This is a genomic window from Sphingobacterium sp. JUb56, assembly GCF_014191365.1.
GTDB classification, from domain to species: domain Bacteria; phylum Bacteroidota; class Bacteroidia; order Sphingobacteriales; family Sphingobacteriaceae; genus Sphingobacterium; species Sphingobacterium anhuiense.
This window is the reverse complement of sequence record NZ_JACHWL010000001.1, coordinates 3,184,470-3,208,000: the sequence shown is the minus strand read 5'-3', so window position 1 is coordinate 3,208,000 and position 23,531 is coordinate 3,184,470. Positions and strand designations below refer to the sequence as shown.

17 protein-coding genes are annotated in these 23,531 nt (G+C 36.0%); 16 read left to right on the top strand and 1 reads right to left on the bottom strand.

What is annotated here, in order from left to right:
* Nucleotides 1–19: 19 nt before the first annotated feature.
* The 15 genes from FHR29_RS13745 to FHR29_RS13675 all read left to right on the top strand — a co-directional run bounded on the left by FHR29_RS13745 (nt 20) and on the right by FHR29_RS13675 (nt 20,154).
* Nucleotides 20–2,476 carry a glycoside hydrolase family 31 protein gene (locus tag FHR29_RS13745; RefSeq protein ID WP_183915350.1) on the top strand — a complete coding sequence of 819 codons (2,457 nt, stop codon included), beginning with the start codon at nt 20–22 and terminating at the stop codon, nt 2,474–2,476.
* A gap of 34 nt (nt 2,477–2,510) precedes the next feature.
* On the top strand, nt 2,511–4,421 hold the full coding sequence (glgB, locus tag FHR29_RS13740; protein ID WP_183915348.1) for a 1,4-alpha-glucan branching protein GlgB: 1,911 nt from the start codon (nt 2,511–2,513) through the stop codon (nt 4,419–4,421).
* Nucleotides 4,421–5,839 (top strand): glycogen synthase, encoded by a 1,419-nt coding sequence (locus tag FHR29_RS13735; RefSeq protein ID WP_183915346.1) that lies wholly within the window; start codon nt 4,421–4,423, stop codon nt 5,837–5,839. Before glgB ends, FHR29_RS13735 begins: the two co-directional genes overlap by 1 nt.
* Before the next feature lies 1 nt (nt 5,840).
* Nucleotides 5,841–7,112: a glucose-1-phosphate adenylyltransferase gene (locus FHR29_RS13730; RefSeq protein ID WP_021188128.1), complete on the top strand. Its 1,272-nt coding sequence runs from the start codon at nt 5,841–5,843 to the stop codon at nt 7,110–7,112.
* A 133-nt stretch (nt 7,113–7,245) separates the two neighbouring features.
* Nucleotides 7,246–7,806: a DUF2306 domain-containing protein gene (locus FHR29_RS13725; protein ID WP_260292112.1), complete on the top strand. Its 561-nt coding sequence runs from the start codon at nt 7,246–7,248 to the stop codon at nt 7,804–7,806.
* A gap of 1 nt (nt 7,807) precedes the next feature.
* A complete protein-coding gene (locus FHR29_RS13720; RefSeq protein ID WP_183915342.1) occupies nt 7,808–8,728 on the top strand; it encodes a YARHG domain-containing protein in 921 nt (306 codons plus the stop codon).
* 74 nt (nt 8,729–8,802) lie between these two features.
* The gene (locus FHR29_RS13715) at nt 8,803–10,143 is read left to right on the top strand and encodes a sigma-54 dependent transcriptional regulator (RefSeq protein WP_183915340.1); all 1,341 of its coding nucleotides are present in this window, start codon (nt 8,803–8,805) and stop codon (nt 10,141–10,143) included.
* Nucleotides 10,144–11,088: 945 nt separating this feature from the next.
* A complete protein-coding gene (locus tag FHR29_RS13710; protein ID WP_183915338.1) occupies nt 11,089–11,448 on the top strand; it encodes a hypothetical protein in 360 nt (119 codons plus the stop codon).
* 14 nt (nt 11,449–11,462) lie between these two features.
* Nucleotides 11,463–11,540, top strand: a complete 78-nt coding sequence (gene kdpF, locus FHR29_RS26880) for a K(+)-transporting ATPase subunit F (RefSeq protein WP_084825336.1) — start codon at nt 11,463–11,465, stop codon at nt 11,538–11,540.
* A 39-nt stretch (nt 11,541–11,579) separates the two neighbouring features.
* Nucleotides 11,580–13,268 carry a potassium-transporting ATPase subunit KdpA gene (gene kdpA, locus FHR29_RS13700; protein ID WP_183915336.1) on the top strand — a complete coding sequence of 563 codons (1,689 nt, stop codon included), beginning with the start codon at nt 11,580–11,582 and terminating at the stop codon, nt 13,266–13,268.
* A 77-nt stretch (nt 13,269–13,345) separates the two neighbouring features.
* A complete protein-coding gene (gene kdpB, locus FHR29_RS13695; RefSeq protein ID WP_183915334.1) occupies nt 13,346–15,355 on the top strand; it encodes a potassium-transporting ATPase subunit KdpB in 2,010 nt (669 codons plus the stop codon).
* 12 nt (nt 15,356–15,367) lie between these two features.
* Nucleotides 15,368–15,934, top strand: coding sequence for a K(+)-transporting ATPase subunit C (locus tag FHR29_RS13690; RefSeq protein ID WP_183915332.1), 567 nt, complete (start codon nt 15,368–15,370; stop codon nt 15,932–15,934).
* 196 nt (nt 15,935–16,130) lie between these two features.
* Nucleotides 16,131–17,219: a porin gene (locus tag FHR29_RS13685; RefSeq protein WP_183915330.1), complete on the top strand. Its 1,089-nt coding sequence runs from the start codon at nt 16,131–16,133 to the stop codon at nt 17,217–17,219.
* Nucleotides 17,220–17,296: 77 nt separating this feature from the next.
* On the top strand, nt 17,297–18,418 hold the full coding sequence (locus FHR29_RS13680) for a sensor protein KdpD (RefSeq protein WP_132771815.1): 1,122 nt from the start codon (nt 17,297–17,299) through the stop codon (nt 18,416–18,418).
* Nucleotides 18,418–20,154 (top strand): ATP-binding protein, encoded by a 1,737-nt coding sequence (locus FHR29_RS13675; RefSeq protein ID WP_183915328.1) that lies wholly within the window; start codon nt 18,418–18,420, stop codon nt 20,152–20,154. Before FHR29_RS13680 ends, FHR29_RS13675 begins: the two co-directional genes overlap by 1 nt.
* Before the next feature lie 813 nt (nt 20,155–20,967).
* Here FHR29_RS13675 and FHR29_RS13670 read toward each other — a convergent pair.
* The gene (locus FHR29_RS13670; RefSeq protein ID WP_237682694.1) at nt 20,968–22,173 is read right to left on the bottom strand and encodes a pyridoxal phosphate-dependent aminotransferase; all 1,206 of its coding nucleotides are present in this window, start codon (nt 22,171–22,173) and stop codon (nt 20,968–20,970) included.
* 340 nt (nt 22,174–22,513) lie between these two features.
* Here FHR29_RS13670 and FHR29_RS13665 point away from each other — a divergent pair, with 340 nt between their 5' ends.
* Entirely contained in the window at nt 22,514–23,491 is a 978-nt protein-coding gene (locus FHR29_RS13665; RefSeq protein WP_132773763.1) for a cation diffusion facilitator family transporter, read from the top strand.
* Nucleotides 23,492–23,531: the final 40 nt, after the last annotated feature.

Sequence of the window (23,531 nt, the reverse complement as noted above, 5' to 3'; positions counted from 1 at the left end):
TTATTTAAAGATAAATACTATGGGAGACTCGATAAAAAAAGAGGAAATTGCAAATGATCTGTTAGATGCAAACTCGTCTGAAGATAATGTACATCATGTTAATAATCCTGTATTAGACCTTCCTACTATAGAGAAAAAATACCTGGCTAGAGTAAGAGCATGCTCTAAGGATCGGAATACATTTTATTTTACAGATGGTATTGCTAAAGTGGAAATTCGAATAGTTTCTGATGAAATTATTCGCGTTCGTTTGGCTCCTCAAGGATCTTTTTTAGATGACTTTTCTTATGCTGTTATCGATACAGATCAGCACGCAGTATCGTTTTCTGTAGATGAAGATGAAACAAGTTATTACGTCAAAACAAATAAAGTGATCTGCGCTATCCGTAAAGCAGATTTTTTGGTTTCATTTCAAGATTTTTCAGGTAAAGTATTCAATACCGATGATAAACCAATGCATTGGGAGGAAAATCCAGACTTTGGCGGTTATTATGTATATTGCAGTAAAAAGGCACATGAAGATGAAGCTTTCTTCGGCTTGGGAGACAAAGCCACCAATTTAAATCTTCGAGGTAAACGATTTAAAAACTGGAATTCGGATACCTACGGCTATGCTTTTAATCAAGATCCCCTTTATAAAACAATTCCATTTTATATCGGAGTGACTGGTGGAGAAGCCTACGGTATTTTCTTTGATAATACATTCAGAACATTCTTCGATTTTGCTTCAGAAAATAAACAACGTACAAGCTTCTGGTCCGAAGGCGGTGAGATGCAATATTATTATATTCATGGCCCAAATATGATCGATGTGGTAAAACGTTATCATAGTATCACTGGAACCCATTATATGCCTCCATTATGGGGGATTGGTTACCATCAATGTCGATGGAGTTATTATCCTGAGCAGAATGTAAGAGATATAACAGCAGAATTTAGAAAAAGAGAAATCCCTTGCGATGCTATTTACCTCGATATCGATTATATGGATGGCTATCGCTGTTTCACCTGGGACAAAAAATATTTTCCGGATCCTAAAAAAATGATATCAGATTTAGCTGCCAATGGCTTTAAAACAGTGGTTATGATAGATCCTGGTATTAAGGTTGATGAAAATTATTGGGTGTTCAAGGAAGGACAGCAAAATAGGTATTTCTGTCGTCGAGGTGATGATTATTTTATGGAAGGTTTTGTGTGGCCGGGAAGATGTCAGTTTCCCGATTTTACAAATCCAACTGTAAGGGAATGGTGGGGTACTTTATACAAAGGCTTGGTTGATGACGGAGTTGCTGGATTTTGGAACGATATGAATGAACCTGCTGTTTTTGGAAGAGGTACATTTCCGGATGACGTAAGACATAACTATGATGGCTATCGAGGTTCCCACAGGAAAGCGCACAATATATATGGCATGCAGATGGTACGTGCTACGTATGATGGTTTAAAAAAGCTATATAAAAATAAAAGACCTTTTACTATCACGAGAGCAGCGTATTCGGGTACACAGCGTTTTTCTTCGGTATGGACCGGAGATAATATTGCAACATGGGAACATCTTCGTATTGGTCTTCTGCAGTTGCAAAGATTATCCGTTTCGGGACTTTCTTTTTGCGGAACCGATATTGGAGGATTTACAGGAGAACCGGATGGAGAATTGTTTACACGTTGGATGCAATTTGGCGTCTTTTCTCCATTCATGCGCGTACATTCCGCAGGTGATACCCGCGACCGTGAACCATGGAGTTTTGGTCCCGAATGGGAAGCAATATGTAAGAAATTTATTGAAATGAGGTATAAATTACTACCTTATATCTATACCATTTTTTGGCAACAACATCGTTATGGAGAACCTATTTTAAGACCGATTTCCTTGGTGGAACAACATATCCCTAAAAATTTAATACGAGAGGAAGAGTTTTGTTTCGGAGATAAAATTTTAGTCTCACCTGTTCTTAATCCGGGACAAAAAAATAAAGTGGTTTATCTTCCAGAAGGAGAATGGTATTATTATTTCAATTTACAGAAATATGTAGGTTTACAGGAACATACTATTGATACTCCCCTAGATGAAATGCCAATTTTTGTAAAAGGAGGAAGTATAATTCCTGAATATCCCGTCATGCAATATACATTTCAGCAAAAAATTGATGCATTGAAATTGAATGTTTATTTCAGTAGAGGTAAGTTTGACTCTTATACCTATGCTGATCATGGCGATACCTTTGCTTATGAACAAAGTGTCTATGCTGAAAAACACTTCCTTTTAGAAGGGACAGATAATAGCTTAGTGATACTGCAACAAGTGGAAGGACTTTACAATGAAAGGTTTGATGATTACAAAATTTATCTGATCGGCATTCCATTTGAAGTAAGAACAGTTAAGGCAGATGGTGTTGAACTCAACTTGTTAAAAGATGAATCAGGCAATGATTACATCCAAGTAGAAAAAGATTTCAGAAACTTAATTATAACATAATTTACGATTATTAAACCTAACACCTAATCTGATCATGGGTCAACCAGTAGAAGTATTTTCGTTACTTACAGCATTCGACATATCATTATTTAGAGCTGGAAGACATTACAAATTATATGAGAAATTTGGATCTCATGTTGTTGAGTATAGCGGTCAATCAGGAGTTTATTTTGCCGTTTGGGCACCTTATGCAAGTCAAGTTTCCGTGATTGGAAATTTCAATGGTTGGAATCCTTATACACACCTTTTGCATGTGCGTTGGGACGGAAGTGGTATCTGGGAGGGATTTATTCCAAATATTGGAATAGGAGAAGTATATAAATACCATATTAATTCAATGTCAGGAGAGCAATTGGAAAAAGCTGATCCTTTTGCGTTGATTAGTGAGTTACCACCACAAACTGCGTCAATTGTCGGTACAACTTGGTATGAGTGGGAGGACAAAAACTGGATGTCACAAAGAGCTCAATTTAATAGTTTGGATAAACCTATGTCGGTGTATGAAATACACTTGGGTTCCTGGCAACGTGATCCTTCAGATCCCGATCGCTTGCTTTCCTATCGCGAAATTGCAGATCGATTAGTTCCCTATATAATAGAAACAGGATTTACACATGTCGAGTTTCTTCCTGTTATGGAACACCCCTTTTATCCATCTTGGGGTTATCAGATTGCGGGTTATTTTGCTGCATCTTCACGCTATGGGGGACCACAAGATTTAATGTATTTGATCGAATCTTTACATAAGCATAATATTGGTGTAATTTTAGATTGGGTACCTTCACATTATCCTGGTGACGCTCATGGATTATATCGTTTCGATGGTAGTTTCCTTTACGAGCACGAAGATATAAGGAAGGGATTTCATCCAGATTGGAAATCATATATCTTTAATTATGGTCGAAACGAAGTGCGATCATTCCTCATTAGTAATGCGCTCTTTTGGTTGGACCGGTATCATGTGGATGGTTTGCGTGTGGATGCCGTTGCTTCCATGCTTTATCTTGATTATTCGCGTAATGAAGGCGAGTGGGAACCCAATAAATTTGGAGGAAGAGAAAATTTGGAAGCTGTAGAGTTTTTAAAAGAATTTAACGAAGCTGTTTATCATCATTTCCCAGATGTTCATACCATCGCAGAGGAATCAACATCTTGGCCTGGTGTAAGTAAGCCAACATCTGTAGGAGGATTAGGTTTTGGCATGAAATGGATGATGGGTTGGATGCATGATACGTTAGATTATTTCAAAGAAGATCCTATTAATCGCCGATATCATCATCACAAATTGACTTTTGCAACTGTGTATGCATATCATGAAAATTTTATGTTGCCCTTATCTCATGACGAAGTTGTGCATGGAAAAAAATCTCTTTTGTATAAGATGCCGGGTGATGAATGGCAAAAATTCGCAAATTTAAGAGCACTTTATTTGTATATGTTTACATTAACCGGGACGAAACTGTTATTTATGGGTGATGAATTTGCACAAACAGCAGAGTGGAATGAAAACAAATCTTTGGATTGGCACTTACTGGATTATTCGCCACATAAAGGTATGCTTAGATTTGTTACCGCCTTAAATCGTGTGTACAAAAGTCAACCAGCACTTTATCAGAAAGCTTTTGTAGGCGATGGGTTTCAATGGGTAGAACAAGGAGATTATACCAATAGCGTGTACGCGTATTTACGCAAGGGATATGAAGAAAAAGACAACTTATTAGTCATATTAAATCTAACCCCAGTTGTTAGAAAAGAATTTAGGATAGGTATACCAAAAAATGGCGTATGGGAAGAAATTTTGAATTCAGATCAATTAGAATTTAATGGGAGTGGACTGATCGGCGAAGCTTACAATTCAACACATATTCACTGGATGGGTTTTGAGCAATCGATAACGATAACTTTACCACCTTTAGGAGGTATAATATTAAAACGAAAAGCATAATGAAAGTAATACATTTAAGTGTTGAATGTTTTCCGGTAGCAAAGGTAGGCGGACTGGCAGACGTATTGGGAGCTTTACCTAAATATCAGCGTAAACTTGGTGTTGACGCATCCGTTGTTATGCCTTGGTACAATCGAAAATTTACACAAGAAAATAAGTTTGATCATATTGCCTCCGGAGCTTTCTATCAAGGATCGGAATTATTGCATTATGAAATTTTGAAGGAAGCAAATGATCTGCTCGGATTTCCATTATATCTCATTCGCATACCCGGTAAATTAGATCGTGAGGAAGTATACTGTTACCCTGATGAATCTGAGCAATGGCTGTCATTTCAACATGCTTTTTTACATTGGTTAAAAGCAGATGGCATACAACCCGATTTGATCAATTGTCATGATCATCATGTCGGATTGGTTCCTTTTTTATTGAAATACAGTTATGAATTTCAACAGTTTTCGCATGTTAAAACACTTTTTACAGTTCACAATGGACAGTATCAAGGCTGGATGAATTGGAGTAAAGGTATTTTATTGCCAAGTTTCGATACTTGGCAATGGGGATTGCTTGATTGGGATGGTGTAATTAATCCCATGGCAGCAGCGGTTAAATGTTGCGATGCATTTTCTACGGTTTCAGAAGGATATTTAAAAGAATTATTTATCGAAGCAAATGGTCTACAATCTTTGTTTTCATCCGAATCGCAAAAAGGATACGGCATTGTTAACGGGATCGATACAGATTATTGGAATCCGCAGTTAGATACTTTAATTGATTCGAATTATAATCTTAATACAGTTGAAAAAGGTAAATCACAAAATAAAAAAAGCTTATGTGAACAGTATAAATTAGATCCTTCTTTACCATTAATGTCATTTATAGGCCGATTTGCGATAGAAAAAGGAGCAGATTTATTAGCTGAAATAATTGATCAACTATTGGGAAATATTAAATCCAAAATGAGTATATTTATTTTAGGCTCAGGAGATCAAGATATTCAGGATGCTTTGCAACAGGTTTTAGAAAAATACCCAAAACAGCTTGCGGTTTATTTTGGGTATAATGAATCACTTGCACATCAAGTATATGCAGCAACAGATCTGTTATTGATGCCCTCAAGAGTGGAGCCTTGTGGATTAAACCAATTATATGCCCTACAGTATGGGACAATTCCAGTAGTAAGAGGTATTGGCGGGCTCAAAGATACAGTTATTGACGTGCAAGAGACAGGTGGATACGGTATCGTATTTCCCGAAGCACATGTTGAAGATGCAGTACAGGGTGTGATAAGGACTTTAGAAATAGTTAATCAGGCCGATTTGTTGTCAGAAATTAGACAAAGGGAAATGCATTTGGATTTTTCATGGAATAAGTCAGCTCAAAAATATTTGGATTTGTACACTAAATTATTGAAATAATATGTCACACAAAGTAGTCTCTATTGTTTTGGGGGGTGGACGAGGTACTCGTTTGTATCCCTTGACCGAACAGCGCTCAAAACCAGCTGTACCAATTGCTGGTAAATACCGTTTGGTGGATATTCCGATTTCGAATTGCTTAAATTCCGGATATAATAAAATCTTTGTTCTGACACAGTATAATTCGGCATCTTTAAATAAGCACATTAAAAACGCTTATAATTTCAGTATTTTTAGTAAAGGATTTGTAGATATATTAGCTGCAGATCAAAATAATGAAGGCGATCGGTGGTTCGAAGGAACAGCTGATGCTGTGAGGAGAACACAGAAAAATCTGCTGAATGTCGATTATGACTATGTACTTATTCTGTCAGGTGATCAATTGTATCAAATGGATTATGCTGCATTAGTCGACTTTCATGTTAAAAACAAAGGAGATGTCACCATTGCAACTATTCCTGTCACTGGTAAAGATGCAACAGGATTTGGAATTTTAAAATCGGATGAAAATAATGTTATTACCTCCTTTATAGAAAAGCCTAATAAAGAAGAACTGTTAAACTGGGGGTCCGAAGTATCAGAAGAGATGGATAAGCGCGGTAGACATTATTTAGCTTCTATGGGGATTTATGTTTTTTCAAAAGGTGTATTGGCCTCCTTACTCAAAGAAAATCCAGGTATGGATTTTGGGAAAGAAATCATTCCTGAAAGTATAGATTCCAAAAATGTACTGAGTTATCAATTTGATGGGTACTGGACTGACATTGGTACAATTAGTTCTTTTTTTGAAGCAAATATTGGTTTAACCGATGATATCCCTGATTTTAATTTGTTTAATGAAACAGTTTATACAAGAGCACGGATGTTGCCTCCTTCTAAAATATCAGGAACTACATTAAACAATACAATTGTTGCAGATGGATGTATTCTTAATGGCGATAAAATTCAGCGTTCAATCATTGGTATTCGCTCCCGTATAGGACATGGTACAGTGATTAAAAACACCTATATGATGGGTAGTGATTATTATGAACAACTGGAGGAAGTTTTGGAATTAGGAAGTACGCAGGCACCTCCGCCAGTAGGCGTCGGTGAACGATGTTATATTGAAAATGCAATCCTAGATAAAAACTGTCGTATTGGTAATAATGTTCGTATAAAAGGAGGGAAGCATCTTAAAGATGGAGATTATGAGACTTATGCTGTTTGTGATGGTATCGTGGTCGTAAAGAAAGAAGCGGTTATTGTGAACGGCATTACCATTGGTTGTTAAGTGAAATTTTGAAAATTAAGGTAATTTTTTAAATTACCTTAATTAAATCAAATCGGAAGAGATGACTTTGGGTTGGAAAAAAATCATTGGTAATTTAGTACTATTATTACTGTTTGGCTATAGCTGTATCCTAATGGCAGAAATTATTTGGCAATATCGAAATTTTGAATTAGATACTTCTTTTTTACAGATTAAACAGACTGAAATAACGGAGATCTTCTGGTACAGATATGTGTTTTATGCCCATGTTACTTTTGCAATTTTAGCGCTTCCAGCTGGATTTACACAATTTAGTAGCACCATTTTAAGAACATACCCACGTTTACATATCGCATTTGGTTATTTATATGTTGGTGCTATTTTAATTGTTGCAGCACCCTCTGGTTTTTTAATCGCAATGCAAGCCAACGGTGGACCAGTTGCTCAGATTGCCTTTACCTTACTTGCAATATTTTGGTTTTACTTTACACTTCAAGCTGTTCTAAAAGCAAAAACGGGAGATTTTAAAGCGCATAAAAAATTTATGATCAGAAGTTTTGCATTGACATGTTCGGCATTAACTTTGCGCTATTGGAAACTTGTATTAGTTTATTTCTTTCATCCCTATCCCATGGACCTATACCAATTGGTGGCCTGGTTAGGCTGGATTCCAAATCTACTAATTGCAGAATGGATAATTAACCGTAATAAATAATATGAAAAGACTTTTCTATATGGCACTGGCATTCGTCATGCTAACCTCTTGTAATAGTAAAACAGATAAAAAATCTTCAGACCAATCAGTTTCGGGAGCTATGGTCGAAGATGAGATTCATCCAGAATTATATGGAAATTGGGTAGGCGATTTTACTGTAGATGAAAAAGTTTCGGAAGAAATTCTTGAAAAGCAAGGCGAATTTCCTGCGGAATTCGATTATAGTCCTAAAATTAATTTGACAATTAAAAGAATCACAGCTGATACAGTCATTGCGCAAAATGTGGTTAAAGGAAATTTAAGACCTTTGGTAGGGAAAATAGAAGAAAATGGAAATTTGATCACCTTTATCTTGGATGAGCCCGGAGATAAAAAATCTGACGGAAGATTTGAATTCAAATTGAATAAAGATACTTTAGAGGGATCTTGGACAGCATTTGATCAAAGTGTAAATGTGAAAAAACGGAATTTCAAATTAATAAAAAAACAGTTCGTTTATAATGCTAATCTCATGTTACCTAATGATGAAAATAGCGAACCATTAATTGACTGGTATGCGTCAAAAAAGGAAACAAAGACGATGGCAGACGGAGATTCAACTTACACCTTTATTAATGATTTATATCGTGCAGCATCGCCTGTTGTATATACGCTCAATGCGTCAAAAACAAAGCTCACAGAAGCTGATTTAAAAAATTTGAAGAAGTTGGATTTAGAGATTATTCGAAATACTATTTTTGCACGTCATGGATATGCTTTTACTAAAATTAATGTGCGTCAATTCTTTGATCCGGTGGATTGGTATGTCCCAGTTTCCAATGATGTAACAAAAGAGCTAACGCAATTGGAACGTGATAATATTGCCCTGTTAACACGTTTTGAAAAGTTTGCAACTGATAACTATGATCATTTTGGTCGTTAAGTACAAGTTGTATTTGATATAGATAATAAGTTTCGCCTAAAATTTACTTAAGTTTGATATCTAAATTTTAATCATTGAGCACTATCCTAATCATCGACGACGAAGAAAAGATTCGTACACTACTTGCTAGAATTATTACTCTAGAAGGCTTTGAAGTATTTCAAGCTTCAGATTTAAAGAAAGGATTGAAACGCTTGGAAGAGCAAGATATTGATGTTGTAATCTGTGATGTTAAATTACCCGACGGAAGTGGTGTAGATAGCACCAAGGTAATAAAACAGAAGTACCCGTTAACTGAAATTATCTTGTTGACAGCATATGGAAATATTCCGGATGGCGTACAGGCAATTAAAAATGGAGCTTTTGATTATATTACCAAAGGAGACGATAACAATAAGATTATTCCATTAGTAAATAATGCAAGCGAAAAGGTAGCATTGGCAAAAAGAGTTCAAAAACTCGAAGAACAGCTAGGGGACCGCTATTCCTTTGACAAGATTGTCGGAAAATCGAAATCAATCTTAAATGCAATTGATTTAGCAAAAAGAGTTGCTGTTACTGATACGACAGTGTTATTAACAGGTGATACAGGAACTGGAAAAGAAGTGTTTGCACAAGCGATACATCAGGCAAGTAACCGTAGTAAGTTTAATTTTGTCGCCATTAATTGTGCCGCTTTTAGTAAAGAACTATTGGAAAGTGAATTATTTGGACATAAGGCCGGTTCTTTTACCGGTGCAATGAAAGATCAAAGAGGACTTTTTGAAGAGGCAAATAAAGGCACTATTTTTCTTGATGAAATCGGCGAAATGCCAGTGGAATTGCAGGCCAAAATTTTAAGGGTATTAGAAACTGGCGAATTTTTAAAAATTGGAGAAACAAAAGTAACACGTGTAGATGTTCGTATTATTGCAGCTACGAATCGTAATTTGGAAGAAGAAATAGCAAATGAACATTTCAGAAGTGACTTATTTTATCGTCTTTCGGTATTCAGTATTTATTTGCCAGCACTGCGTGAACGTAAGCAAGATATTCATTTATTGGCAAATCATTTTACACAAATCTTTTCTTTGCGTGCTAAGAGAAAAGAATTACAAATCTCGCCTGAATATATTACTGCATTGGAAAACCATCAATGGAAAGGAAATATTCGTGAACTTAAAAATTGCATAGAACGTAGTGTGATTTTATCAGATAATGATGTATTGTGTGTTGACACGCTTCCTTTTGCTAGTATAGCCGTTGATTCAGGTGTAAAAATGTTATCTGCCTTCTCCATGGCAAGTGTCGAAAAAGTGCATATTCAAAAAGTACTACATCATACTCAAGGAAACAAAGCAGAGGCTGCTCGTCTTTTGGAAATTGGTATTGCAACACTCTATCGTAAGATCGAAGAGTATAAATTAATACCATGAGCTAGAGGTTTCTGGTCTTACGGAGACTTCATGCTCTTTATTGTTATTTTCCCACGTGGACGACTGTTTAGTTATTACTTTCATAATTATATTTCAAACTTTTGTTAACGAATTCCATACAGAGATGACTGTTTCCCCCGTAATCTCTTAATTGTTATTTAAACTGAACAAAACTATTATTCCTGCTCTTGCAATAAACAAACTGAAGATCCAATAGCATGTAATAGGGACTTTATTGATAAAAAGGTCGTACCAAATAGGTATTGTATCCACGGTGAGTCCACTATAAGTCCACAGTAAGTTCTCCTTATATAGCACTCTCACCCTGCTAATACTAAGCTAGAACGCTGCTTACAGGTATACCCTATGTCAAGGTTGGTCCCTAGCAATACCGTAGAACCGTGCAATACTTACGTATCAGAATCCCTTATAACCTTACAGCAGTTTACACGATATCTTTTGAAGAAAATCTTTCTATTATGATAAAGAGCGTATCAAAATGATAGGCTTTTTTGTTGGTAAATATTTCTGTTTTTAATATAATGAGTTGTTGTGTAGTGTTTTGTCTGTTTCTTGGCAGAGTTGGAATAAAATTGGCATCCAGCACTTCCAAAATGAATACTCATGTTAAATTCAAAATGGAAAAAAATCAGGCAGTACGACAGGTACTGGAAATCCGGCATAACGTCCGGATTATTGAAAATTGCCTTTGTCGCAATTGTGACTTTTGCACTTGTAAAATTTGTAGATATTCTCAGCACATAAATTAATAAAGATGATAGCCATAATATTGACACTTGTTGGTGTAATTTGTTTTGCACTGTTTTTTAAATCAATTGACTTTTTTGATCAGATTTAAGGTGAAGCCACGAAGTAGATAATCTTGATATATAGCAGCTATTATGTACTACTCGAGCAGTCATCAACAAATGAAAAAATAATAGAATGAAAACAAAAATGATAAGTACCCTAGAAGAATGGATACCAGAATCCAGTAATTGGATTTCAGATAAAGAATTAGGCGATCATACCGTAGCTGATTATATCATATTAGGAAAATTAGCCGAACAATGCTTAAAAAAGATGAGCTCAGGTAATGAATATGAGTATGCAGACGCCGAAGAAATTGCAAAAGTGGTGAATTTGATATATCAGGGAGGAAACCAATATACACGTAATGCGATCGAAAATGAATTTCTGACTAAGCTGTCCATAGAAGAAAGTCCAGCAAGTTTAAAAAAGCATCTGGCCATATTGCCAAAAGAATTGAGGAAGGAATACCTCAAAACGATAATGGAAAATTAAAATTATAGCAAACGATGATAGCATTACTCATAGTAGCAGTAGGCGTGTTTGCATACATCGTGTATGTATTACTAAAGCCGGAGCAGTTTTAACAATCAAACTGTGAATGAAATAATATTTAAAATTTAATTATGAATACAGAAATAATAGCCATAATCGTCATGTTTCTTGGTACGATCGCTTTAGCAATTCCTTTAGGAAAATATATTGCGAAAGTATTTGCTGGAGATAAGACAATCTTTGATCCCGTTTTCAATCCGATTGAAAGATTATTTTATAAACTAACAGGTATAGACCCAAAAGTTGAAATGAGTTGGAAGCAGCATATGGTTGCGATGCTCACCATCAATATGATTTGGTTTCTGGTGGGAATGCTGGTACTGATGACGCAAAGAAGTTTACCTTTAAATCCAGATCAAAATCCAAGCATGACAGCAGATTTGGCATTCAACACGGTAATCTCTTTTGTTGTGAACTGTAATTTACAACATTACTCTGGTGAAACTGGGGTGAGTTATTTGGGTCAATATTGGTTGATGTTTTTACAGTTTGTCAGTGCAGGTACTGGTATGGCTGCGGTAGTAACTCTTTTTAGAGCTTTTAGAGATAGAACAGCTACAGATTTAGGTAATTTTTATGAATATTTTATTAAATCTTGTACGCGAATTCTGCTTCCATTATCCTTTATTGTAGCTATTATACTTGCTTTTCAAGGAACACCCATGACGTTTGAGGGTAAGGATACAATTGTAAGTTTGCAAGGTGATACCGTTCAAGTATCGCGAGGACCTGCTGCAGCGTTTGTTGCAATCAAGCATATTGGAACAAATGGTGGTGGTTTTTTTGGAACCAATTCGGCTCATCCTTTTGAAAACCCTACCTATTTGAGCAATATGGTAGAAATGGCGGCACAGATGATCGTTCCATTTGCCATGATCTTCGCTTTTGGTTATTTTATCAAGAGGAGAAAGTTATCCTGGATGATGTTTGCCGTGATGACGGTAGGGTTCTTGCTATTGGCAATTCCAAATGTCAAGATGGAAATGAATGGTAACCCTTCTCTAACAAATATGGGAATTGATCAGTCATTAGGTGCGATGGAAGGAAAAGAAATCCGAATTGGAGCAGCAACATCTGGATTCTGGAGTATTGTGACAACAGTGATTTCAACGGGATCTGTTAATTCCATGCACGATAGTTCAATGCCACTTTCCGGAATGAATGAATTATTAGCAATGATGATAAATAGTTTTTATGGAGGTGCAGGAGTTGGTATCCTTAACTTTTTCATCTTCATTATTCTTGCTGTATTTATCAGTGGACTGATGGTGGGACGCACACCCGAGTTTTTAGGAAAAAAAATAGAAGCTAGAGAAATGAAGATTGCGATGATTATTGCATTGATTCACCCATTTCTAATCTTAATCAGTGCAGGTTTAGCAACCGCATTTCCCGGACAAGGAGCATCAACATTAAACAATCCTGGTTTTCATGGTTTCAGTGAGATCTTATATGAATATACATCTTCATCGGCAAATAATGGAAGTGGATTCGAAGGTTTAGGTGATAATACACCTTGGTGGAATATCAGTACTGGTATCGTTTTGATCTTATCACGCTTCTTGCCGATTATCGGACCAGTAGCAATTGCAGGTTTGTTGGCTAAGAAAAAATTTATTCCTGAGGGCGAGGGAACTTTACAGACAGATACAGCAACTTTTGGGATTTTGGTATTTACAGTAATCATTATTGTAGCTGCATTATCATTTTTCCCAGCATTAGCTTTAGGTCCTATTGCAGAATATTTTTCTATGCGTTAATCTCATTTGAATGATAACGATCACTGGTTTAGATAAGCTAACACGATCGTTTACTTCATCAATATAAATATTTAAAAATGAATAAGAATCAATCATTATTTCAGAGTGACATGTTGTTGCAAGCTTGCAAACAGTCTTTCGTGAAATTGAACCCTAAACTGATGTTTCGTAATCCCGTAATGTTTACGGTAGAGATCGGAACTTTTGTGATGCTAATAGTCAGTTTATGGATATTGTCAGGAGAATCATCACAAGGTAGTTTTGGTTATAACTTCACCATATTTTTGATTTTATTGCTTACTCTGTTGTTTGCCAATTTTGCGGAAGCGATTGCTGAAGCTAGAGGAAAAGCACAAGCAGACAGTTTACGTAAAACAAGAGAGGAAACCCCTGCAAAATTAGCAAATGGAAGTATGATTTCTTCTTCACAACTTGTGAAAGGTGATATCTTTATATGTGAAGCAGGTGATATCATTCCTTCTGATGGAGAGATTGTTGTAGGCTTGGCAACGATAGACGAAAGCGCGATCACTGGAGAGTCGGCTCCTGTTATACGTGAAGCAGGAGGGGATAAAAGTAGTGTAACAGGAGGAACAAAAGTATTGTCCGATAAGATACAGGTAAAAGTAACGACCGAACCAGGTGAAAGTTTTTTAGATAAAATGATCGCTTTGGTAGAAGGAGCAAGTCGTCAAAAAACACCAAATGAAATTGCATTGACCATTCTTTTAGCAGGTTTTACCTTGGTATTCATTATTGTTACTGTGACTTTAAAACCTTTTGCAGATTATGCCAATGCGCCCATCACAATTGCAGCTTTTATTTCACTATTTATCTGCTTAATACCCACTACGATTGGCGGATTATTATCCGCAATTGGTATCGCAGGAATGGATAGAGCGTTGCGAGCAAATGTCATTACTAAAAGCGGAAAAGCAGTAGAGACGGCTGGAGATATTGATGTCCTATTATTGGATAAAACTGGTACCATTACCATTGGTAACCGTAAAGCAACACATTTTTACCCAACGAAGGGCATAGCCGAAGAGCAACTGATTAAAGCTGCTGTATTAAGTTCAATGAGTGATGAAACTCCTGAAGGAAAATCAATCATTGAGTTGGCGGGCGTTAATCCGTTGGCGTATCCAATCAATGCACCCGTTTTTATCAAATTCACGGCAGAGACAAGAAGTTCCGGGATTGATTTTGATCAGACTCGTATTCGTAAAGGTGCGACTGATGCGATCCGTAATATCGTTACGCAGGCCGGAAATGTATTTCCAGTAGATATAACCGATCAGGTTACTGAAATTTCTCAAAATGGAGGTACACCCTTAGTTGTTTGTGAAAACGAAATTGCTTTAGGCGTCATTGAATTGCAGGACGTTATTAAACCAGGGATTCAAGAGCGGTTCGAACGTTTACGGAAAATGGGTATCAAAACAGTTATGGTAACCGGCGATAATCCATTGACGGCAAAATATATTGCCGAAAAGGCCGGAGTCGATGATTTTATTGCTGAGGCTAAGCCAGAGGATAAGATGAACTACATCAAAATGGAACAAGCTAATGGCCGTCTGGTTGCCATGATGGGAGATGGTACAAATGATGCTCCAGCACTGGCTCAGGCAGATGTTGGTGTTGCAATGAATAGTGGGACGCAAGCTGCTAAGGAAGCAGGCAACATGGTTGATTTGGATAATGATCCGACGAAATTGATCGAAGTTGTGGAGATCGGTAAACAATTATTGATGACTCGTGGCACTCTTACTACTTTTAGTATTGCAAACGACGTGGCGAAATATTTTGCGATTATTCCTGCTTTATTCATTACGGCTATTCCAGCGTTGCAAGGATTAAATATTATGCAATTACATAGTCCAGAGAGCGCCATCTTATCTGCCGTGATATTCAATGCCCTAATTATTCCATTTTTAATTCCATTGGCTTTGAAAGGGGTGGCCTATAAACCGATAGGTGCAAGTGCACTGTTACGTCGTAATCTGCTCATTTTTGGAGTAGGGGGTATTTTGGTGCCATTTGTAGGCATCAAATTGATTGATCTTATTGTATCCTTATTTATTTAAAAAAACGAAATCATGAAAAAGCATATTTTTCCAGCTATAAAGCTGACTTTTATCCTAATTGTTTTTTTTGCAGTCATCTATCCTTTTGCTGTATGGGCCATTGCTCAAGTAGCTCCAAATGAAGGTAAAGGTGAAATCATCACTTTTAAAGGTAGGACTTATTACAGCAACATTGGTCAGGCCTTTACAAATGATCACTATTTCTGGTCCCGTCCTTCTGCGGCTGGCTATAATGCAGCAGGATCTGCGGGAAGTAACAAAGGCCCTTCAAACCCTTCATATCTGGCAGAGGTAAAAGGTAGGATAGATACATTTTTGGTGCATAATCCCGCTATTACAAAAGCACAAATACCTGCTGATCTTATTACTGCAAGTGCGAGTGGCTTAGATCCTCACTTTTCAGTACAGGCAGCTCAGGTTCAGGTGAAACGTATTGCTAAGATCCGAAATATTGCAGAAGCAGACTTAATGACATTAATTCATGAGCATACCGAAAAACCATTAATCGGACTATTTGGTCCTGCGAAAATAAATGTATTAAAGTTGAATATTGCATTAGACCAATTATCTGCAAAATAATTTAATATGAAATATCCATGTCATACACATTCGAATAAATGTAATTCTGTCAAGAGTGATGTGTACGCAGTCTGGATATTTCATAGCATCCTTATACAATCAATTAACAAATGTGAAATCAAGCTGTAAAATCATCTGCTATGGATGTTAAGCATGATATACACGAATGCTCTATCAACAAAATGATAAAATTAAGATGAAAAAATATATCATCAGTTCCCTATTGTTATTAGGAACTATCCATATTTTGCAAGCACAAGAAAACGTTGAGATCAAAAATCCGTTAACGATTAGTGGCTATGTTGAAGTATACAGTCAGTACGATTTTTCTAACCCTAAAAATAATTCCCGACCAGGATATGTATACAGTCATCATCGTAATAATGAGGTTAATTTAAATCTTGGATTGATTAAATTAAATTATGAATCTGATAGAATCAGGACTAACCTGGCATTGGCGGCTGGTACTTATATGAATGCAAATTATGCTGCTGAACCAGTAACGTTGAAAAATATATACGAAGCAAATGTCGGTATCAAGATTTCAGAAAAGCGTAATTTATGGATTGATGCTGGTGTTTTGCCATCTCATATTGGATTTGAAAGCGCCATTAGTAAGGATTGCTATACCCTGACACGTAGTATAGGAGCGGATAACTCTCCTTATTTTGAAACAGGAGCTAAGATATCGTATACGACCGATGACGGTAAATGGATGATGAGTGGATTAGTTTTAAATGGCTGGCAAAGAATTCAGCGGATTGACGGAAACAGTACCCCCGCTTTTGGGCATCAGTTAACGTATAGGCCCACGGATAAAATAACTTTAAACAGCAGTTCGTTTATTGGTAATGATAAAGCCGATTCTGTTCGTCAGATGCGGTATTTTCATAATTTTTATGGACAGTTCCAACTGCATGATAAATTTACGGTTATAACAGGGTTTGATATTGGTGCTGAACAAAAGGAAAAAGGAAGCAGTCATTACAACACATGGTTTACTCCAGTTTTGATCGCTTCCTATCAACCTCATGATGATTTTGCTATAGCTTTACGAGGTGAATATTATCAAGATAAGAAAGGGATAATTATTAATACCGGAACTACAAATGGTTTTCAAACATTTGGTTATTCCTTTTCAGTAGATTATGTGGTTTTCTCAAATTTAGTATGGCGAACAGAGTTAAAGAGACTACAGAGTAAAGATGCTATTTTTGCTGATCGAAATGATTCTTTGGAAAAAGATAATATGATTGGAATTACTTCTTTGGCATTACGTTTTTAATCAAATTATTATTTCTCTTGTTGTTTTATACTGGTTTATAAAATAACAAGAGAGCTAATAACATGATCTACACTTATATGGAAGAAAGAAAAGATGCGGAACATTTCTTAGGGCTGATAAAAAAATCTAGGAAAGGAAAATTTAAACTGTATATCGGTATGAGCGCTGGTGTAGGGAAGACTTATCGTATGCTACAAGAGGCACATATGCTTCTACATAGTGGGGTAGATATTAAAATAGGTTATATTGAAACTCATAATAGAAAAGAAACACATGCATTATTGGATGGTATTCCGTTGATAACCAGACGTAAACTTTTTTATAAGGGAAAAGAGCTTGAAGAATTGGATGTTCAGGCGGTTATTAACATACATCCTGAAATTGTCATAATTGATGAACTTGCTCATAGTAATATTGAAGGAAGTGTCAATGCTAAGCGTTGGCAGGATGTTGTCGATATATTGGATGCAGGTATCAGTGTGATCAGCGCAGTCAATATTCAGCACATTGAAAGTCTGCATGATGAGATTAAGAATATCACAGGTGTTGATGTACAGGAACGTATACCCGATAGTGTGCTTGGATTGGCCGATGAGGTCGTTAATATTGATTTAACAGCTGAAGAGTTGATAAATAGATTGAAAGATGGTAAAATTTACGATGCTGCTAAGATAGAAATGGCATTAGCAAATTTTTTTAATAGTGATCATATTTTGCAATTACGTGAACTGGCTTTAAAAGAAGTTGCTTCACAGGTGCAAAGGAAAGTTGAGACGGAGGTTATTCATCATAAATATATGAAGAAGGAGCAATTTCTAGCTTGTGTAAGTTCAAATGAGAAGACTGCTACGATCGTAATTCGTAAGACTGCAAGGTTAGCAAACTATTATAATAGTAAATGGTTTGTTCTCTATGTACAAACGCCTAAAGAAAGTGTTTCTAAAATAGCGCTGGATAAACAGCGACATTTGATTAATAATTTTAAATTAGCAACAGAATTGGGCGCCGAGATTATAAAGGTTAATCATAGCAAGATCGCTACAGCCATTATTGAGCAATGTGAAGCAAAACAGATAACGACAGTTTGTATAGGTAAGCCACATTTGGGATTAATCAAAATCATTTGGGCAACAAATACTTTTAATAAACTTCTGACGAAGCTTTCAAACGAAAAAATTGATCTTATAATTCTTTCATAATGCGTATAAAGACAAAATTAACTTTTGGTGTTGGGTCACTTTTTCTGATGATTGTACTATTGGTTGTGGTAAGTGGCTGGTATGTCAATCAGTTGAAAAGGGATACCAATAATATTCTCGTTGCCAATTATAATACTTTGCAATATGCCCGCAATATGCTGTTGGCATTGGAAGAATATGATGTTGATCCAGTAGCGTTACATGATTTTAAGGAAAATCTAGAGAAACAAAAGCATAATGTTACTGAAATCGGAGAGGTGCAGGCTACAAAGATGGTCGAAAAACATTTCTATCAGTTTACTGAAAATAAAGCGGATGTTACGCTGCTTTCCAAAATAAGAAAAGACATTACTGAATTGATGCGTCTCAATATGGAAGCCATAGAACGTAAAAGTGATATTGCTTCTGTAACTGCAGAAAAAGCCATTGCTGTCATTTCCATTACCGGAACATTGTGTTTTCTGATTGCTTTTGTTCTGATCGTTAACCTGCCATCAAATATTGCAAATCCTATTAAAGAATTGACAGAAAGCATTAAGCAGATTGCAAATGAAAACTATAAAAAACGAATACATTATGATAAACGTAATGAATTTGGAGAGCTTGCAAATTCTTTTAATACAATGGCTGAAAAACTAGAAGAATATGCCGAAAGTAAATTGGATAAAATATTAAAAGGTAAAAAACGAATAGATACTCTTATTAATAACATGCATGATCCTGTAATTGGGATTGATGAACAGAAGGTGGTATTATTCGCGAATGAAGAAGCTTTGAAAATTTCTGGTTTACAAAATGAACAGCTAATTGGAAAGCAAATACAGGATGTAGCGGTGACAAATGATCTGATACGTGATTTTATCAAAGATATTTTTCAGGATCAGAAACAACGAGAAGCTACTCTTCTTAAGATTTATGCAAATGGTAAAGAAAGTTATTTTGAGAAGGAGATTGTCGATATCAATATTGTACCGACGGGAGAATTAGATTCTCAATTTATAGGACAGGTCATCATGTTGCGTAATATTACCCAGTTTAAAGAAATGGATTTCGCTAAAACGAATTTTATAGCAACCATATCGCATGAACTTAAAACACCGATTGCCTCCATAAAGATGGGGTTACAACTTTTAGAAAATAAACAAATTGGTGTACTCAATGAAGATCAAAATAATCTTGTTCAAAGTATCCGCGAGGATACCGGGAGGTTGTTGAAAATTACAGGTGAGCTTTTGAATATGACACAGGTTGAAAGTGGGACCATTCAGTTAAATGTAGCACCGACCAATGTGAGCGAACTTATAGAATATGCTATACGCGCAACAAAAGCGATGGCAGAACAAAAACATATAGAATTGCAATTGCAAATGGAAAATAACTTACCAGATGTGCTCGCGGATAATGAAAAAACAGCCTGGGTATTGACCAACTTACTTTCAAATGCAGTACGTTATTCCTATGAAAATGCTATCATTGGGATCTCTATTGGATCTAGTGAGGATAAAGTGAAATTTGCAATTAAAGATGCTGGACAAGGTATAGAAGATCAGTATAAGGATAAAATATTTGAACGGTATTTTCGAATTCCGGGAACTAAAAAAGAAGGTACAGGTTTGGGTTTAAGTATCAGTAAAGAGTTTATCGAAGCACAGGGGGGGACTATAACTGTTGATAGTGAATATGGTTCAGGAAGTACTTTTTCTTTTACATTGAATCGTATTGATACCAATAATTAAAAAAAAACTAGTGTCTGTAGTAACACTTGAGATTGAGAAAATCTAATATGTTTTTTATTCCATAATTTTCGCTTTGAGATTTGGAGTGGCCACAATAGGGTAAAGGTTCCTGTGTGCTTGGCAGTTCTAACAAGTGGTGTTGCACATTCATTTTGCTTAAAGGTATGATAGCAATGCGCGATGGCTCATTGATTTATCACTCTGATCAATGTATATACCAACTTAGCCGGTTGTCTTCGCGTTTTTGGTAAACTATTTTGCGTTGCAGCGGTGTAGTAATTCGCCATGTCCAATTGATTCATCACGCTGGCCAATGTATATTGAAATTTGGCAGTCTGTCTTTATTCTTACGGTAGTTCATTTTACGCTATTGCTTATTATTAACTCTGAATGGCTTATAGCTATTGCTACGTAACATGCTTTTAGAGAAATATTATTTTACTATTAAGTTAGTTGAGTTTACTGGCGGGTAAAATTCTGATATTGTTTAGCCTCTTGTTTAAATTAAAAGAGCTTCTCGTACAGAATCGATGCACTTAGGGAAAGTCTGATTTTTAGTTGAATTTATTGAACATCATATTGGAGAGCTTATTTTGTATTCGGAATTGACGTAAAACCCACACTACAGCTTTGATATGCCGTATGCCGAAATAAAATTAGCAGAAGGATTTATGAATACGGCATACCGCGGCAAGATAAATCATATCCGTTCCCTTGCCATGTTACGTAGAAAATTGGGCTAATCTGAGTATATAACAAAAGAAGAGACTATCTTTAAAGACAGCCTCTTCTTTTGTTATGGGTTATAAAAGTTTATGCTAATTTGCCTAATGCTTCTTTGATACGTCTTAAAGCTTCTACTAAGCTTTCATCAGATGCAGCATATGACAGACGGATGTATTTGTCATTTCCAAATGAATCACCACCAACTGTTGCAACATGACCTACATTCAATAGATATAGAGCTAAGTCAGATGAATTGTTGATTACATTTCCATTCTCATCTTTTTTTCCAAAGAAAGAACTGATTTCTGGGAAGAAATAGAAAGCGCCTTCAGGTAAGTTTGTTTTAACTCCTGGAATTGCGGATAATAGATCATAAACCAGTTGACGACGACGAGCAAATGCCTCTTTCATTTTATTCACTGATGCTAATCCTTGCTCATAAGCAACGATTCCTGCACGTTGTGATATCGAACATGTTCCCGATGTCGTTTGTCCTTGTAATTTGTCATTTGCGGCAGCGATCTCTTTATTACAAGCAATATAACCTAATCTCCATCCGGTCATTGCAAATGCTTTGGAGAAACCGTTAATGATAATCACACGGTCTTTAATGCTATCAAATTGAGCGATAGATTCATGTTTGTCTACAAAATTGATATGTTCATAGATTTCATCTGATAAGATAAATACCTGTGGATGTTTTTCAAATACTTTTGCCAAAGCAGCTAACTCATCTTTACTATACACCGTACCTGTAGGGTTATTTGGTGATGAGAACATGAACAATTTAGTTTTAGGCGTGATAGCAGCCTCAAGTTGCTCAGGAGTAATTTTAAAGTTATTATCGATTTCAGTATTGATAAAAACCGATTTTCCTTCAGCTAAAACAACCATTTCTGAATAAGAAACCCAGTATGGGGTGGGTATTACAACTTCATCACCAGGATTAACAAGTGTTAAAATAACATTTGATAAAGACTGTTTTGCACCTGTAGAAACTACGATTTGAGAGATGTCATAATCAAGATTATTTTCAATCTTCAATTTATTCACAATAGCCTGACGTAATTCTGGGTATCCCGGAACTGGCGAGTAACGTGTCCAATTTTCGTCTAAAGCTACCTTAGCAGCTTCTTTAACGTGGTCAGGAGTATTGAAATCTGGTTCGCCAACACTTAAGCTGATAACATTAACGCCTTTTGCGGCTAATTCGCGACCAAGCTTAGTCATTTTAAGCGTAGCCGACTCGGATAAGTTGTTTATCCTATCTGATAAATATGATTGTGTGCTCATGGTAAGACAAAGATATTATTTAGAATGCAAATAATACTTTAATTTCTTGAAAAAAGACAAACGATTGCTTCTTTTTTACTGAAAATATGTAAAATTATTAAGATTTTGATTTCTTTAGAATAACATCTATTCTAATCTTTCATCTCGTATATTACCGATGTTACTATGTTAGAAATATACGATAAATTTTATAATGATATTTCTGCTTAGCATTGATCACCATTTTATTTTATCAGATTGCATTGATGTAAAAGAGTATGCTAAAAGATTAGTAGTTTCAAACTAAAAAGGAAATCGTAGCGTTATATGACTACCTTTGTCGCGAAAATAAAGTATTATTATGTCTAAGCAAAAAAGATTAGTTCTGCTATCCCTTTTGACAGGGCTAGGATTGATGATCATCAAATTTGTCGCGTATTTCCTTACTGCTTCCAATGCTATTTTCACCGATGCTGCGGAAAGTATTGTCAATGTCATTGCCTCAAGTTTTGCTTTCTATAGTATTTATTTAGCCGCTCAACCTAAAGATAACAATCATCCGTATGGCCATGGAAAAGTTGAATTCTTTTCTGTTTTCTTGGAAGGGGGACTTATTTTTATAGCCGGATCAATCATACTGGTAAAGGGATTTTACAATATCTTTTTCCCATCTACATTATCAAATTTGGAAGAAGGGATCGGTTTAGTTTCTGTTACGGCCCTGATTAATTTTATAATTGGATTCTACATCATGAAAAGAGGGCGAGCATTGGGTTCTCTTACATTGGAAGCCGACGGTAAACATCTACAAGTTGATGCCTATAGTACAATAGGCCTAGTAGTCGGTCTTATTCTTATGAAATTAACAGGCTTAAAGTGGATCGATATTGCTATTTCTTTTGTCTTGGGCACTTTTATTTTATATAATGGGTATAAATTGTTACGGCAGTCAGTGGGGGGACTTATGGATGAGTCCGATGTAGATCTTGTAAAAGAAGTCGTTCAAGTTTTGCAGGAAAACCGTCATACAGATTGGATTGATATACACAATCTGCGCGTGCAACGATATGGCAATGAATTGCATGTAGATTGTCACTTGACACTTCCAAATTATTATTCTTTAATTAAAGTACACGATGAAATCTCGATTTTAGATAAAATCGTTAATACCAAAATGTCTGTTGAAACGGAGTTTTTTATTCACGCAGATCCATGCCTCCCTGAATGTTGCAGCTACTGTCAGGTAAAAGACTGTCCGATACGATCGCAAGAGTTTACAGTTGAGATTGAATGGCAAGTCGAAAACGTCACAGCAAATCGAAAACATTTTTTATCTTAATCGATAAATCATGAAATTATGTGCATAAATAGGGGACAGC